Here is a 16,326-nt window from a genome sequence, read left to right as displayed (position 1 = left end):
TACAATCACGAGCGGCCGAACACGGCCATTGGTGGCGTACCGCCGAAACAGAAGTTGCCCATCGCGGCATGACCTCTACTTCTGAGCCCCGTTAAAAACGGGGGGACTACCCCTTGAACTCCGAGGCGTCCATCTTGCCACGCAGGATATCGGCGGCTTTGAACAGGTGGCGCTCCAGTTGGGGCAGAGTCAGAGGCATTAAAAATCCGGAAAATATATTGAATAGTATTGATCTGGCCGTTACTTATGCATGCACGGCAAGACGAAAGGCAGCTTCCATCTGCTGCTGTTCTCTGTGGGAAATTGAAAGAGAACCGGCGATCGTCTGCCACTGCGAAACAACATGAATCTGGTTTGAAATAATTTCTTCGGCCTGCTCAACGGAAACTCTGAAGTAAGGCGCAACGGACTGTGCCAGCTCCAGATCCATCGCGTTGTCCGACTCGCTGATATTGAGTTTCAGCCCGTGGGCGCGGGGTACCGGGTTCATATCGAATGCTGGAGAAAGCGCCCACCCCCGTCCCGGTTCCAGCAAGAAACCGTGGTTGCGCAGATGATCGTCCGTATTGGACACGAGCAGATTGAAGACAATGCGCGACCACAGCTCTCGCAGATCGGCATCGGTGCTCGCGCCGTCGGTCATCAACAGCTGCGCGATTTCCAGGTAGCTGACACCTGTCGAGGCGTCGTCACCATCCTGATGGCCAGTCAGGTTCATCGCGGAAGCAAAGTGCAGCCGCCGACCCTGCGACGTACGATCGAACCGTTTAACCAGGAAGGTGTGGTGAGCACTGCCGAACCGCCGGACCAGCGCATCGGGCACGTCAAGCCCGCAGGCCCTGGCCAGGGTGTACACCACCATTTCCCAGGCTCCCACGTCATAGTCGTCCCGCACACTGGGAAACTTGGCGATCCAAAGGTGTCCTGCTGGATCAACCACGCTGGCCTTTGGACGTGCGCCCCCTAGTGAACCGCCGGGGGCGATCAGCATGCGCAGCCATTCGTCGGCTTCGCTTGCCGTATTGTCTTCATCGCGCTCGAGGGCCAGGCTTGCGGCCTCTAGCGCGCGCAATTGCACGAACGGAGGCCCTGCAATGTCGTGCTGATCGTCCAGAAACGGGCCTTTGTCGTCACGCCTGAAGCGCAGCGCACCGACGCGATATACGTCGTGAACGCCCATCAGGTAGTCCGATTCATAAAGCCGCGCCTTGGGGTCGACCCGGCCGGCGCGCTGCGCTCGCTCCAGCCGCCGGCGCATCAACAGGCGCCCCCATCGATCCGGGCTGGCGTCACTGAATGCACCAAACGTTTCCTGTCCCTGTGGCGGATATTGTCGGCCCGCGAACCAACCGAGCCGCGGGTCGAGCTTGAGACCGACCATATCTGGCCGATTCAGCACTTCACCGTCGAATTCGTATTCGAAGACTTCCTGGGCGGCAGCAGGATGCGTGTAAAGCCTGCCCAACCTTAGAGGCTCGGCAAGGCCGTCCCAATCCCCATAGACGGCAATAAGCCCGTTGCTCATCTCGCCGGCCCCTTCTTGTCCGGCCTGGAAATCTTGATGAGGGTGGCCAGGTTGTCGGCACTGACGAACGTGTCATCTGCCGTCCAATTGCTCGCGCCAGAGGACTCTGTCTTTTCGGAGGGAGCAGGCGTGGAGGCTCGACGCCTTGGCGCCGGGGGTGAAATTTGCTTTGTGGCGCGCGACTGCCCTGGCAGTGCTGCATCCTGCAGGCTTCGGCCGAGGGGGTCGTCCTTCAGCAGGAGATCCAGGTCTTTGTCAGCGCCCAATACCTGCATGACGGCCAGATATGCGCCCATCGTGACCCCGGAACTGCCCTTCTCCAAACTCCGCAATGTGACTGGCGTCATTCCCGCCCGTTCCGCGACCTGCTTGCCGGTCAGGCGCCGGCGCAAGCGCCCCAAGCGTAAACGCTCCCCGAGCTGCTGCAAGCGCAGCTCGGTACCGGGTAGCAAGGGAGCGGTTTTTTTGGCCATGAGAGCAATATTACTACTCTAGTCGGCCAAAATGGAAAGAATATTATGCTTTTATTCCCACTCGATCATCAACAGACCGCCCGAACCCGCATCGTTAAAGGATTTGGTTCTGATCGACATAAGCCTTTACCGTCGCTTTTACCGTCAACCGTGTACAGCCTTTGCTGGCGTGGGAGACGGAGCAATTTGCGAGGCGACGACTCCAGCGACACCATCATCAATCTGTGATCATCATACCAGCGCCCCCGCGTGCCTGATTCACTCCGGTGCTGCGATAAGTGACCAAGCTGCCTGTAGCAGCCATCCCGTGCGCCCCTGAAGAAATTTGTTGTCGGCGCCGATATATAAGATGTGCCAGACCGTTGCCGCTCAGCGGGCAATCCCCGTCCTTCATAAATCGTTGGGGTGACACGACAATTCAATCGTCCCATCTTAGGAGAGTCTGTGACATTGAGCCATGCAAGCGAATCCAAGGACCTAACCGAACTCGCCAACGACTTAGAACGCCTCCTAACCTCCAAGGCGAAGGATCTGACAACACGCATCGCCCTGGTGGGGCACGATATCGACCGCATCGAAACTTTGACTCGCCTAAGCGAAGGCGAAGAGCGCTCGAAGGCCCTTGCCGAAAGTCTGGCCTCGCTTACGCAAGCAGAGCGACTTTTGGCGGAGATCCGTAAAACGGACGGATTTGGCGGTCTGCGAACACCGATCGAGACCTTAAAGCACTGGCGAGCGGTCAAACGCGCACGGTCTGCTCACGAAATCGCAGAGGCAGCGTTTGATGCGCCCGAAACGAAGGCGGCGCGAAACACGCGTATCGCCAACCACAATCACCGAGTTGACTCTGAGCACACCCGGCTGCCGGGGCTGAATCGTCAAAAGGATCTCCTCAAGATTGAGCAGTCGGCCATCGATCAGTTACATCGCACGGCTGTAGACGCGATACGCGCCGCACGCGACAGCGGCTGGCTGGCCCAAGATTTTTCTGAGCGGTTCCGACGATTGGCCACCCTCGTGGAAAACAACGATATCAATCGTGCGACAGCTTGGCTGTCGACGTTGGTATTCCAGCGCCGGCCGACGGATTCGCTCTATGAACAATGGCATCGCGAGGCGAACGCATTGCGAAGCAAGGCGTACCACCAATACGCGGGCATGGCTGCCTCAGGCGCCTACACCGAGATTGCCCAACACTCGATTCAACTCGCTGCTCCCACACTACGAAAGCAGACGACTGCCGCTCTGACCGCCCACGCCCACCCGGCCGATCAATGGCAGGTACTTTCTGCACTTCTCGCCGATCCCCAACGATTCCGTACGGATGCCCTCTGGGCCATCTATTGGGCCATGTATCAATGTGGCCAATGGGTTGCCGACGCAGCGTCTGAGTCTGATGCTCACGAGGACGTTTTCACCGGAAAAGTAACCGCTCAAATAGACCGATGGCTCGCCGGATGGGCCACTGAGCGAATCCGAGAGTTCGGTTATCCCGAAGTTCGGTCGTACCTTGGTACCCTAGAAATTGCCAGCACTATCGAGGAAACCCGGCTTGGCGCAGACATCGGACTGATCGTGGACCTTAATATCGGTGATCTGGCTTGCAAAAAAATCGCCTTGTTCCAGGCGAAAAAGAGCAAGCATGGCATAGCGGACGTCGGCAGTCATGCAGGACAGCTCTCAAAATTGTCTAGGCGCCCGAGCGCTGGCTTTTACCTGTTCTATCACCAGTCAACCTATCCCGTGATGGCACCGGCGCCCTCGGTATGCACAGCGCATGAATTGGCGGACAAGGTCACGCAATTCGGCAAAGACATCGACGCCGTCCATCTGCCTCTGAACGTGCGCACGATGGGTTGGGACTGGGCCAGCTTCGTCAGCTTTGGGCTGTGCAATCCCGATTCACAAGTCGGCCAATCCTTCGATACAGTCGAAGAAGCATTCGCTGCATTAGGTAATGGTGACGCTCGCCATTTGCCCAAGTACCTTCACGTTATCGCAATCGCCGACGAGCCGCGTGTCATGGAGCTGCGGACGAAGGTTCATGAACACTACCTCGACAGCGTGAAAGCCATGGCGAAGGTTAAGGAGAAGAACCGTCACCTATCACGTGACCGCGACGGGCCGGAACACGGGATGAGCATGTGACCAGGTACGTTGAGCTGAGTCCAGCAATCGCCGCTATGACGCGTGCGGCACGGCCGGGCGCGCCTTGACGGCACCCGGTAGCGAGCTACAGTCGGGGACAAGGCAATGAAGTCGGGAAAGACGGCTGGACAGGCGACTCACCACTATCCGGGCCGGAGGCGTCAGCGATGGAAGCCCGAATGGAGGCGAGACCCGCGCAGCAAGGCTCGATGCGGAGCACGACAGCGCGGGCCGTCCCTCTTTTCAACTGGGGGCCGCACCCTACTGGCGGACTTCCTCCGATCACGTACCAAGCTGGCGGACTGGAAAATGCGGACATTCGCAAGGCGGTCTGTGACATTCTAGAAGGAGGGGAAGCTGCATTCCGCGAGCGAGCAAGGCGTCTTCGCGTTCGCCTTGAAAGGTAGGGGCAGACTGATGCTGCGAGTGTAGAAAGGCGCGTCCAGCATCTTGGGTTTTATCGCTTCTCCATATTTCATACACCCTTATAGAGCCATAACCGTGGACACTGGATTCATAGATCTCGACATACTCATCACGCGAATTCGTCACGCCCAGTCGAAGGTGTACTTTCTTGACGCCGTGAAAGCCTATAAAGCGGGCGCGTTGCGTGGCGCGCTTACCTCCGCCTGGGTCGCTCTAGTCTATGATCTGATCGCCAAGTACCGTGAGCTAAGCGCCATGGGCGACGCGGCCGCGACTGCATTTCTTCAGTCTTGGGATAACGCGACTACCGCAGGCGACATCGCCAAGCTGCTTCAGCTTGAGGGAGGCATCCTCGAAGATGCAACGGCCAACACTCAGGTCGTCAATCGCATCGCTCGAACTCATTTGGACCGCCTTCGGGAAGATAGGCATCTTTGCGCGCACCCAGCGTTCTCAGCCGAGGCCGATCTATTCGAACCATCTCCCGAGTTGGTGCGACTTCACCTTGTCAATGCGGTAGATCTTGTGCTGTCGCAGGAACCCCTGCAGGGCAAGGCGATCTTCGACCTCTATGACATCGATGTACAGTCGCCGGGCTTTCCTACGGTCCACGACCGCATCCTCGACTACGTCGAGCAACGCTACCTCGCGCGCGTCCGTGCTCAGAACGTCCGCAACTTTGGCATGGTGCTCGCAAAATCTCTTCTCAAGGGCGTGCCAGCACAATGGGAAGCGCTCCATCGCAAGATCATTCCCTCGCTGCTCGCGGTACGCGACCGCGCGGCTCACGCTTGGCCGGACGTCTCTTTGGCAATCGTCAGGCTGATAGACAACCTCGAGCCGCCCAATCGGCCTCGCGCGATCGCCTTCATCGCCGCGTTTCCGGACTTCTGGCAGCCGCTTCAAGAGCCGACGCGAACAGCCCTGCAGGCGACCATTGATAATGCCGACCCCGCAGCGATCACTGATTACAGTATCCTAGCGGGAGCGGCCGTTCCGCAATTCCGCGACGCGGTGTTGGCACTAATCGCCGGGCTCACTCGGCAGCAGTTAGCCGATGCGATAGCCTCGCAGCCGCTTGCCGCCCTGTGGCTCACGGCGGTCGGAGAATATCAGGATTCCGGTAGCTGGCGCGGATCAGAGGCGAACTTTAGAGACCTCATCACGCCGTTCGCCGGCCGCCTCAGCAGCGAACAGCTTGACCAACTCCTCGATGCGATCACCGGCAACGGGCAGAACTGGGATGCTGCTGAGACGGATACGCTTCTTCTCGGAGTGCTCCGTAACGCGGCGCCTGCTGACCTGCCGACCACTGACGCACGGAATCGCTTTTATCAACACATTCGTCGTATGCGTTGTACCGATAAGTATAACGACGTACTCAACACCCTACAGTCCGATGGCTGGGTTCTGCCACCGCCGGAGCGGGCGGTCGACGACTAAGCCGGCATAGAACGCTGCCCCGAAAGGGCCCACATGCGGAACGACGTCAGATTGCCTCTTAGAGTCGGTCGTCTCGACGTCGCGCTATAAAGCTTCGCGGAGCTGCGGGGCAGAACGTCCGGCTGATCGTCAAATTATTCGGCTCCCGTCATGTGATCGACCCGTCCCGTGGCCCGGCTCAAAATGGTGGGTCGGTAACCGCCATCGGCAAAGGATCAGCCATCCCCCAGAACCGCGTGGTTGCTCGTATGTAGCGAGTTAGGTCGCGCATCCGGATTCTGAGGTGCTCGCTCGGTATCCGCGGCCCAGCCAACAAATCATGGTAGTCGTTGCTTGCATCGTCCCACAGCCCGGGAGCGATCAGCTTCAGCTTCTCGCACGATGAACCTTCGCCATGACGAACGACATTGGCGACCATGAACATCTCGGTGAGATTGACCCCCAACTCGGTTTGAACAATGTCGATCCCAGCGCGGTCGGCGCAAAGCGCCAGGAGGTCCTCAAATCCGCGCGACTTCGGCATGTCGAAATACACGGCTCGCGCCCAAATGCTCAACTGACGCTCAAAGACTGCCGCGAGCGTCAGCGCGAATGCCTTCGCCGCCTCATTAGCTGTGTAGTTGTCGACCTGAGCCGCAGCGCGATCGAGAAACTGCTCAATTGTCGCTGCCTCGCCGCTTTCCAGCAACGAGTGGACCGAGAGCATCTCCATTGAAGGCTGAATTACCCGCTCAAACAGCCTAGCGAGGTTGGCTTGGAAGATGCGCGGCAACTGCTCCTTGGTTTCCAATGTCTGCCCCCGGTGGCATGGCGACAACCATCGGGCCGTCGCTCCGTCCTACGATACGGATACTGAAGCGTTTTCCGTCGCTAAATCTAAGCGCTGCCCTTCAGCGTCTAGGCCATCACAACTTCCTGCTGATGGCACGTCAAGCAGCTAGCTTAGTCATGTCGAAGAAAAGATCGACTTCCTGACAGGAGTTTTTTCAGATCGATGTCAGTCGTGAGCGCTGATCTGGAAATAATCATGCGCTTTCATCGTCTATGCGTGCTATCGACGGCCCGAGATGCGCGGCCATAGCGGCCTTTTGACGGGCCAAAATGCATCATGTGATGCGCCATTCCCCAACAGCGGTCCTTCAGGGACCTCCATACGCCTTGCGGAGAGCGCGCAGCGTTTCGAAATCGCCAAGAAAAAATCTATCAGCCAAGTCCTCATCGGACATTACTCTGAAGTCATCTTCCCTCTTGAGACCTAGCAAGTCCCTAGCTGCCCAAGAGCCTGTGGAGGCCACTTGTTCCACCAGCTCGCGTCGCTCTGTCACAAGGTAATCTTTCCATTTCGGAAATCCATGCAGCCTAGCAATCGTGGAGTGCCCAAGGTTGTCATATGTGACGCTGGACCACTCGGTCATGCGCATTTCACCTAACGCTCTCTCTTTGAGCAAAGTCCTGTAGTTCGGAATAGCCGAAAGAAGCTTTCTCTCCAATTCCCAATAGCGTCTTAGCTGAAGCTTCGCTGATTCTGCCTGGAAAGTGCCATCCTCCTTCTTGTTCTTCCGTACAAAGTCGTCCAGTGCTGCGGTCGCTTGAGCGTCAACGAGTCCAATAAGTTGTCCCTCGGGAGTCGCCACAACCTGAGCCCAGGAAATCTCCGGTAAAGTAAAACGGGCAAGCGCATGCAAATCAACGCATCGATCATCACAGGCGACGCCCGCTTCAATCTATCGAGCGCGTCCTCGGGCAACCAACTGGGCTCCTCCACGCCAAATTCAGTTCGAGCGGTGGCGAGAACCGATACACCGGAAACATCTGCGGCGGCTCGGAGCATGTCCACAACGGTGAGACGCTCCTCGCCGCTGAAAGAGTCAAGGTTGTCCACAAACAGGATGGCGCCGCCGTCATTGGCAAGCTCAACCAAAAGCTCATGAGCGGTACCGTCAAAGCCGATCTGCGCGCGCATGGCTGTCCAGCCGCGCGGAACGCAACGACCTGGGCTCAGGACAAGAACTTGACCCTCGGTCTGCAAGGACTCCGCCACCTGACGCAACACCCCGGACTTACCTACGCCAGCGTCGCCGCGAAGCTCGACATAACGTCCAACATCGAAGGCTTCGTGCACCGCTGCCACGCGTTCATGGCGCGCAAGTACGACCTTGCCTACACGGTTGTCGATGTCAGCGAGCGCTTGGCGGGCATGTTCAACGAGAGCCGCCCGGGTGCTTATGTGCCGCCGGTCTGCGGCGAAGCGCAATCCGCGAGGATGCAGGGACTCCAAAAGCGTCGTGCGATTTCTGTCCCCTCCATTCTTGGCTACATTGATCGCCAGCTCGACAAGATTCCCCCAAAACGCATCCACTCGCGAGGCATCATCGGCATGCAACGTCCGGAGTGCTCGCTCCCGAACAAGATCCTCCGATATGGAGCCAGGTGCTGTGAAGTCAAACGTTAGAATCTCAAGTCGGCGTAACAACTTCCAGGTCGTTTCGTCATCGTGAGATGCACCCTCTTCCTTGAGGTGCCCCTGGAACGTCTGGACAAAAGTTCGCATGTCATCGTTTGCGACACCAGGAAGCTTGAGTTGCGCGGTGAATGTCTCCGAATTTCCGATTTGTCGCGCCAGTGCGAGCACGTCCTGATACGGACCATCTATCTTTCGCGACCCTTTGGTCGTAGCGATTGCCAAGCCATACTGAGTTGACCAAAAGTCCGGGCGGCGCACGGCCTCCACAATCTGACCTACAACTTTTCGGAACACCGGGTCCGCCGGGGTAAACGTGATCGTCCGTTTGACCTGTATCTCCAGTACAGCAGGTTTGCCGAAACCATCGATTGCATGGACGATCACGTCGTCGAGAGGTCGCCCGGTGTTTGCTTGTTGAAGGGCAATTCGATCGATCGTTGTGCCGGGAAGGCCGCGTGGCGGTGCGCCACAGAGCATTGCAAGCAGATAAAATGCGGCAACCTGCCCTTCAAAGTGTGCTCCAGCGGGCCCGCTAGACGCCGTACTCGTTCCCTCTTGATCACGGACGCCAGGGTCATCACCCTCGGGTTGCGTCTTTTCCATAGTCATCTTTCCCTGTCGGCCTAGAGTTGCAGTTCTTCGCGCTCGACGGTCTCTCGCGAATAGCTTCGCAACCTTCGAACACCCGGTTGGGTAGTAGGAAAAAGCGAGGCGGCGCCTTCAGTACTGGGACAGCCCACCCGCAAAGCTGTTAGAAGTCCCCTATTCTGCCTTGGCTAACTGGTCCAACGATCTAGCCTCAAACACCGCTGCGAACTCGTCATCCGACCAATGACCGTCACCATAGTCATGGTGGTCATGGAATTGCAGCCCTTGGTCAAAAGAGATCGCAAAGTAAGGCCCAACAAACGGAGAGCTCGGCAAGTAGTAGGTCTTGATGAAAGGGTTCTCCTCCCACTCACGCTTGATGAAAAGATGACCTTTCGTCCCCGTGATGAACCACGGCCTGTCGCCGAATGCCGTGAATTGCTGATCGATTATTTCTCGCATGTGATGGATCGCAGAGAGCGCGTCTTCTTTCAATGTGGCGTAGGTTCCAACATTGAAGTGGATCGACCTGTGCCTGAGTTCCATGAGCGCGCGAAACTCCGTTACAGCTTTCGGTTGCAGGACGTTCCATGCTTCCAATGTGTCGATTGGCACCTGCCAATTATCGAAGGAGCCTTTCCGGAAAACCTTTCTGTATTCCGGCGTGCTCTTGTAGAAGTCTCTCAGATCTAGAACGAGGTGATTCAAGATTCGCTCGCCAAGCGCGCAGGCGCCTACAAGCGCCGGGTAGTACGCGCCAATGACAAATGCGCGTCGTACTTGGTCGAAGAAGTGATTATGATAGGCAAGGACGGAGAACGGCTTGGTACCTATGGCAACAAAGTTCTCGATCTTTTTCTCGGAAAAAATCTCTCCGAACTCCCGAACAAGACCAATCTTTGTCCGTTCCCGATTCTCCATATGGAGACGCTTGGCCTCCTCCGTCCACCCCTCACCGGGCTCATCAAAAACATGAGCTCGAGAGTCAAAGTCCATCGTATAGCTCAGGTGCCGACGACGACCAAAATCCGCCAAGGTCGATTTCCACTCGACAACGGGCTTTGACCAATCAATCGTGCTGATCGTGATGCGCTCTGAGGAATTGGTCACCATGTGCTCGAAATCCTTGTCTTCCGCTTGGTTTGCGCTCCTTCTTCTTGCAAGATTTTAGATGAAACGGCGTCGGCGAGGGCCTTACGCCAATCCCTCACCCCGTCACTTTCTGTCTGAATCCCCGGTCTCGTGCCATGAACGTTTCCAGCATGTACGGTATCAGAGTCGTTGCATCAACCGCTTCGCCGTAGGTCTGCGCGTGCAATGCGGCGTAGCGGTCCAAATCGGCTTTCAAGCCAACCGAGCATGTGAACGCTAGCTTGACGTTCTCGGTTTTCGGTAGCGGCCCCAGCCGCAGCTTGCGCGTCGTACTCATGGCATCGGTCCTCGCTGGACAAAGAGCGGTTGATACGGTCGCAACACCAGATCCTTGTTCACCATCACGTTGACCTGAAACCCCGGCCGCACGGTTAACGTTGGCTGGATGCTCAGGTCGCGGCGTGTGATTTCCTGTCCGACCTGATTGGCCGTGTCCTGCGAGCTATCCCGCAGCGCGATAACGGTATTGCCGTTGGCGCTACCCTGATTCGAGACGGCCAGCTCGGAGCCGACGCCAAGCATCGTGGACAGCACAGCACCCGCCAGAATGCGGCCCCAATGCCAGTCCACGCCATCTTCCAGGCCCGCGTACCCGGCCGGGTCGATGCCGGGCAGTTTGTCGAGCGCAATTGACGAGGTATCGGGCAGTACCAAGCGCAGCCATACCAGCAGCACGCGCTGCTGTCCGAACGCCACCTGGCTGTCGTAGCGGCCGATCAGGCGCGAACCCTGCGGAATCAGCAGATAGTGCCCGGTTGCGGTGTCGTACACGGGCTGCGTGACCTCGGCAATGATCTGCCCCGGCAGGTCGGAATTGATGCCCGTCACCAGCGCGGCCGGAATGATCGTGCCCGCCATCACCGTGTACGGCGGGGCCGGTGCTTGCAAGCTGCCGGTGTTATCCACCTTTTCACCGTGGGCGATGGCGTAGACATAGACCTGCTTCACGATGTCCCGAATCTGCACCGCCGTGGCGGGCGCCCCGCGTTCCTTGACCTTGTTGCACAAGGCCCGCAGGTCTTCAGGCTGGATTTCGGTCAGCAGGCGATTCTGGAATACCGGCAGGATGTCCCGGTCGATGATGTGCTTGCGCATGGCGCGAGTGCTGTCGGCCAACCTTGCATTGGCCAGCCATGTCTCCATCGCCGTGCCAAAGGTCTCGATGGCGACCACCCGGCGTTTCTCGCGTTGCTTTTCGAGCGCGGGCGAGATGCCCTTGAGAACGGTTTTGCGCGCGTCCAGGAGCAGTTCGCGCGCCATCGCCAGTGAAATACCGCCAGGGCCATAGCGCCCGAGGGTCAGCGTTTCCCTTCGGCCGTTGAAACGGTAATCGTAGCGGAAAGTGACAGTACCGCTGGGCGATACCGTCACGTACATCCCGTCCCGGTCAGAAGCCTTATAAATCTTGGACTTAGGCTTCAGGTTGCGTAGTGCGGCGTCAGTAAGCATCGAGGTTTCCTCCGGCTTTTTGACGGCTTTACCGTCAGGTTTTACCGTCAGGGACCAGGAGACCTGTTGATGCCCGGAAAGCCGCATGAAACAAGCTTTCCAGAGAAGCCTTTTACCGTCAAAGACGGTAAAAGTCTGAATAGTGAACGGGAGGGTCTTAATTCGGCCTCGATTCTTACCGTCAGCTTTACCGTCAACCTTTTTTGCTGGCCGGCGATAGCCACCGATAGATGCCGCGACACATTTTCATAAAAATCAACGTGTTACGGCAATTTTTCGATAGCTGGCGATAGTCCCCGAAGGACGTCAATTCACTCCCACTCGATCGTCGCGGGCGGCTTGCCAGAAATATCGTAGACAACCCGATTGATCCCGCGAACCTCATTGATGATCCGGTTCGACACATGTCCCAGCAGTTCATGCGGTAGATGCGCCCAGTGCGCCGTCATGAAGTCGAGCGTCTGCACCGCGCGCAACGCGACCACATACTCATACGTACGCCCGTCGCCCATCACGCCCACGCTCTTCACCGGCAGGAATACCGCGAACGCCTGGCTCGTCAGGTCGTACCACGACTTGCCCGTTTCCTTGTCGATGAACGTGCGCAGCGTCTCGATGAAAATCGCATCCGCACGGCGCAGCAGATCGGCGAAATCGCGGCGCACTTCGCCGAGAATCCGCACGCCAAGCCCCGGACCCGGGAACGGATGGCGATACACCATCGAAGGCGGCAGACCGAGCTTCACGCCCAGTTCACGCACTTCGTCCTTGAAGAGTTCGCGCAGCGGCTCGAGCAGCTTCAGGTTGAGCGTCTCCGGCAGGCCGCCCACGTTGTGGTGGCTCTTGATCGTATGCGCGGCTTTCTTGCCCTTGCCCGCCGACTCGATCACGTCCGGATAGATCGTGCCCTGTGCGAGCCATTTCGCGTCGGTGAGCTTGCCGGCTTCGGCCTGGAACACTTCGACGAACTCCGCACCGATGATCTTGCGCTTCGCTTCCGGATCGGTCACGCCGGCCAGCTTCGACAGGAACGCTTCGCTCGCGTCGACGTGAATCACCTTCACGCCGAGGTGATCGGCAAACGTCGCCATCACCTGTTCTGCTTCGTTCAGACGCAGCAAACCGTGATCGACGAACACACAGGTCAGCTGGTCGCCGATCGCGCGATGCAGGAGCGCCGCGGCCACCGAAGAATCCACGCCGCCCGACAGCCCCAGGATCACGTGCTCGCTGCCGACCTGCTCGCGGATCTTTTCGACCGCTTCGTCGACGTAATGGCCCATTTCCCAGTCCGGCTTCGCGCCGCAGATACCGAGCACGAAACGTTCGAGCATCGCGCGCCCCTGTACCGTGTGCGTAACCTCAGGGTGCCATTGCAGTCCGTAGAAATGACGCGCCTCGTCGGCCATGGCGGCCACCGGGCACGATTCCGTCGACGCCATCAGCTGGAAACCCGGCGGCATTTCGAGCACCTTGTCGCCGTGGCTCATCCAGACCTTGAGCATGCCGTGGCCTTCGGCCGTGCGGAAATCCTCAATGCCTTCGAGAAACGACGTATGGTTGCGTGCCCGGACTTCGGCGTAGCCGAATTCGCGCAGATGGCCGTTGTCGACCTTGCCGCCGAGCTGTTCAGCCATCGTCTGCATGCCGTAACAGATGCCGAGCACCGGCACGCCCAGTTCGAACACGGCTTGCGGCGCACGCGGAGTATCTTCATCGACAACCGAGTTCGGGCCGCCCGACAGGATCACACCCTTCGGCGCGAACTCGCGGATGAATTCGTCGCTGACGTCGTACGGATGAATTTCCGACAGCACGTGCGCCTCACGGATGCGTCGTGCAATCAGTTGGGTGACTTGCGAACCGAAGTCGAGAATCAGGATCTTGTCATGCATGGCAGCGGACTGAATCAAAAGTGAACGGATACGGAACGCTGCGCCGGGAAGGTTTCCCGCGCAGCAGTGAATTCGATACCAGCCGATGAACTGCGCGAAGCGAACCGGCGCAGCTCATGGCGAAATGACGTGATGAAGCCAACGTGACGATAAGCGGGACACGCAGACGCAATCCGTAGACGCAGGCGGCAGATGCAGGCGGCAGAGGCGCCCGCATGTCAGCCATGGAACGGTGGACGCGGCGCGCCGGGTGCATCGGCCGCGTCATCGCGGGCAATATCGCGGGCAACGTCGTGGCCAGTTACCGTCGTGCGGGTTTCGACGGTGCGGGTTTCGGCTGTGACGACACCCGGTTGATGCGCCGCCGTGAAATCCGGCTCGGCAGGCAAGCCGCTTACGGGACTGACCGGACGCGAAGTCGCCATGACCGGCTCCGCGCCGTACACGCGCGGTTCGCTATCCATACCGCGGTCGATCTCGCGATCCGCCTGTCGCGCGCTCGCGGCTTCCTTGTCGGCGCGCTTCTGCTCGCGTCCGGCAGCCGCGACTTCGGCCACTTTTGCCCGCTCACGCCGACGTACGAGACGCGCGAGACGCACGCCGCCCAGACCGATGACCACCAGCACGAGCGCGACAACCGCTGACACCAGCTGACCAAACGCCGTCAACGAAGGCTTGTGCAGGCCAACCAGCCAGACCAGCATCAGCACGCCGGTCAGCCAGTTGACGTGCCCGACGATACGCGCCACCGGGCGCGTCATCCCGCCATCGATTGCCGCGTGCAACGCGAGCCACGCAAGACCGAGCAGCGCCAGACCGAACGCCTGCCCGACGAGCGCAGGATCGACCTGCACCAGTTGCAGCGCGTTGTACAGCGATGTCCATGGCGTGAGCACAAACAGCAGCCCAAACGCCAGCAGCAACAACGCATCGATGACGAGTACAGCGCGCAGCAATGGCTTCATCGGCGACAGGTCCTGTTAATCAACGTGGTAGTTGGGCGCTTCCTTCGTGATCTGCACATCGTGCACATGCGATTCACGCATACCTGCTGCCGTGATCTGCACAAACTCGGCCTTCTCATGCAGTTCGTCGATCGTCTTGCAGCCGCAGTAACCCATGCTGGCACGTACGCCGCCGATCAGCTGGAACAGGATCGCGTTGACCGAACCCTTGTACGCCACGCGGCCTTCGATGCCTTCGGGCACGAGCTTGTCGATGTTCGCGGAATTGTCCTGGAAGTAACGGTCTGCCGCGCCGTCCTTCATCGCACCGACCGAGCCCATGCCGCGGTACGACTTGTACTGACGGCCTTGATACAGGAACACGTCGCCCGGCGATTCTTCCGTGCCGGCGAGCATGCTGCCCATCATGACCGCGTCCGCGCCCGCCGCGAGCGCCTTGCTGACGTCGCCCGAGAAACGCACGCCGCCGTCGGAGATGACCGGCACGCCCGTGCCGCGCAGTGCGTCCGATACGTTCGAGACAGCGGAGATCTGCGGCACGCCGACACCCGCGACGATCCGTGTCGTGCAGATCGAGCCCGGGCCGATACCGACCTTGACGCCATCCGCGCCGTATTCGACAAGCGCCTTCGCCGCTTCGGCGGTTGCGATGTTGCCGCCGATCACTTCAACGTGCGGGAAGTTCTTCTTGACCCAGCGAACGCGTTCCAGCACGCCTTTACTGTGACCATGTGCCGTATCGACGACGATCACGTCGACGCCTGCTGCCACCAGCAGATTGACGCGCTCTTCGTTATCCGCGCCGACGCCGACCGCCGCACCCGCGCGCAGCTTGCCGTGTTCGTCCTTGCAGGCGTCCGGGTGTTCAGTCTGCTTCGTGATGTCCTTCACGGTCATCAGGCCGCGCAGTTCGAACGAATCGTTGATCACCAGCACGCGTTCCAGGCGATGGCTGTGCATCAGCGCTTTCGCTTCGGCGAGCGGCGTGCCTTCCTTGACCGTGACGAGGCGCTCGCGCGGCGTCATGATCGTGCGGACCGGCTCGTCGAGGCGGGTTTCGAAACGCAGGTCGCGGTTCGTGACGATACCGATCAGCTGCGCACCTTCGACGACCGGAAAGCCCGAAATGCCATGCTGTTGCGACAGCGCCATCACGTCGCGCACTTTCATCTGCGGCGGCACGGTGATCGGATCGCGCACGACGCCCGACTCGAACCGCTTGACCTTCGCGACTTCGCGGGCCTGTTCGGCCGGCGTGAGATTCTTGTGGATGATGCCGACGCCACCCATCTGCGCCATCGCGATGGCAAGGCGGGCTTCGGTAACGGTGTCCATGGCGGCGGACACGAGCGGCATGTTCAGGGAGATGTTGCGGGTCAGCCGGGTTTTGAGGCTGGTGTCGCGCGGCAGAACGTCAGAGAAAGCCGGGACAAGGAGCACGTCATCGAACGTGAGTGCTTTTTGGATCAGACGCATGGCAAATCCTATGGGCGCAAAAGCGAATTATACGCGATACCTCCCTGGTTTTCACTGCGCGAACAGCAGCTTAGCGGATTTTCCGTGACTTTTTCTGACATCGGCGTCGCCTGGATTTCGCTTCGCCGTTCGGCTCGGGTTCGATCGGGTTTCGTTTGCTCGTTCGGCTACACCCTCCCCGATTCCGCGCCTGCCGCGACCGTAAACGACGTTTCCGGCCCCATTCACACGATTCGCCCTGCCGAAAAAAATGCAGGATTGAACAAGACGGCCACCCGCACACCCGTGTTAACCTGCGCGCCTTCCCAGTATTTCGTTTGAG

Annotated in this window: 14 protein-coding genes; 3 read left to right on the top strand and 11 right to left on the bottom strand. The window is 59.0% G+C overall.

The features are described from left to right. Positions 1 to 106 precede the first annotated feature (106 nt). From LPA36_RS14235 to LPA36_RS14225, 3 genes are read right to left on the bottom strand one after another with little or no spacing between them, the layout of a single operon-like run. Entirely contained in the window at positions 107 to 199 is a 93-nt protein-coding gene (locus LPA36_RS14235) for a type I restriction-modification system subunit M N-terminal domain-containing protein (RefSeq protein ID WP_228877467.1), read from the bottom strand. Between the two features lie 45 nt (positions 200 to 244). Next, on the bottom strand, positions 245 to 1,525 hold the full coding sequence (locus tag LPA36_RS14230; RefSeq protein ID WP_228877466.1) for a type II toxin-antitoxin system HipA family toxin: 1,281 nt from the start codon (positions 1,523 to 1,525) through the stop codon (positions 245 to 247). Next, positions 1,522 to 1,998, bottom strand: coding sequence for a helix-turn-helix domain-containing protein (locus LPA36_RS14225; RefSeq protein WP_228877464.1), 477 nt, complete (start codon positions 1,996 to 1,998; stop codon positions 1,522 to 1,524). Before LPA36_RS14225 ends, LPA36_RS14230 begins: the two co-directional genes overlap by 4 nt. Before the next feature lie 444 nt (positions 1,999 to 2,442). Between LPA36_RS14225 and LPA36_RS14220 the strand changes: the two genes are divergently transcribed. Beyond that, positions 2,443 to 4,146, top strand: a complete 1,704-nt coding sequence (locus LPA36_RS14220; RefSeq protein ID WP_228877458.1) for a hypothetical protein — start codon at positions 2,443 to 2,445, stop codon at positions 4,144 to 4,146. A 501-nt stretch (positions 4,147 to 4,647) separates the two neighbouring features. Continuing rightward, positions 4,648 to 6,015 carry a hypothetical protein gene (locus tag LPA36_RS14215; RefSeq protein WP_228877456.1) on the top strand — a complete coding sequence of 456 codons (1,368 nt, stop codon included), beginning with the start codon at positions 4,648 to 4,650 and terminating at the stop codon, positions 6,013 to 6,015. A gap of 178 nt (positions 6,016 to 6,193) precedes the next feature. On the opposite strand, the gene LPA36_RS14210 is transcribed toward LPA36_RS14215, so the two are convergent. The 8 genes from LPA36_RS14210 to guaB all read right to left on the bottom strand — a co-directional run bounded on the left by LPA36_RS14210 (position 6,194) and on the right by guaB (position 16,004). Beyond that, a complete protein-coding gene (locus tag LPA36_RS14210; RefSeq protein ID WP_228877453.1) occupies positions 6,194 to 6,805 on the bottom strand; it encodes a hypothetical protein in 612 nt (203 codons plus the stop codon). Between the two features lie 714 nt (positions 6,806 to 7,519). Further along, positions 7,520 to 9,082 carry a hypothetical protein gene (locus LPA36_RS14205; RefSeq protein ID WP_228877450.1) on the bottom strand — a complete coding sequence of 521 codons (1,563 nt, stop codon included), beginning with the start codon at positions 9,080 to 9,082 and terminating at the stop codon, positions 7,520 to 7,522. A gap of 159 nt (positions 9,083 to 9,241) precedes the next feature. Further along, the gene (locus LPA36_RS14200) at positions 9,242 to 10,180 is read right to left on the bottom strand and encodes a hypothetical protein (protein WP_228877448.1); all 939 of its coding nucleotides are present in this window, start codon (positions 10,178 to 10,180) and stop codon (positions 9,242 to 9,244) included. Between the two features lie 94 nt (positions 10,181 to 10,274). Next, positions 10,275 to 10,496, bottom strand: a complete 222-nt coding sequence (locus LPA36_RS14195) for a DUF2274 domain-containing protein (RefSeq protein WP_175115326.1) — start codon at positions 10,494 to 10,496, stop codon at positions 10,275 to 10,277. Then, entirely contained in the window at positions 10,493 to 11,668 is a 1,176-nt protein-coding gene (locus tag LPA36_RS14190) for a TrbI/VirB10 family protein (protein ID WP_228877540.1), read from the bottom strand. The genes LPA36_RS14195 and LPA36_RS14190 overlap by 4 nt, the downstream gene beginning before the upstream one ends. A 311-nt stretch (positions 11,669 to 11,979) precedes the next feature. Continuing rightward, positions 11,980 to 13,563 (bottom strand): glutamine-hydrolyzing GMP synthase, encoded by a 1,584-nt coding sequence (gene guaA / locus LPA36_RS14185; protein WP_228877447.1) that lies wholly within the window; start codon positions 13,561 to 13,563, stop codon positions 11,980 to 11,982. Between the two features lie 218 nt (positions 13,564 to 13,781). Then, a complete protein-coding gene (locus LPA36_RS14180; RefSeq protein WP_228877444.1) occupies positions 13,782 to 14,528 on the bottom strand; it encodes a hypothetical protein in 747 nt (248 codons plus the stop codon). A 15-nt stretch (positions 14,529 to 14,543) separates the two neighbouring features. After that, positions 14,544 to 16,004, bottom strand: coding sequence for an IMP dehydrogenase (gene guaB / locus LPA36_RS14175; protein WP_228877443.1), 1,461 nt, complete (start codon positions 16,002 to 16,004; stop codon positions 14,544 to 14,546). Here guaB and LPA36_RS14170 point away from each other — a divergent pair. Continuing rightward, a complete protein-coding gene (locus LPA36_RS14170; RefSeq protein WP_228877441.1) occupies positions 15,990 to 16,325 on the top strand; it encodes a hypothetical protein in 336 nt (111 codons plus the stop codon). The genes guaB and LPA36_RS14170 overlap by 15 nt on opposite strands. Position 16,326: the final 1 nt, after the last annotated feature.

Source organism: Paraburkholderia saeva, assembly GCF_907164555.1.
GTDB classification, from domain to species: Bacteria; Pseudomonadota; Gammaproteobacteria; order Burkholderiales; family Burkholderiaceae; genus Paraburkholderia; species Paraburkholderia saeva.
The sequence above is the reverse complement of the archived record's forward strand: the minus strand, read 5'-3'. Positions and strand labels throughout refer to the sequence as shown.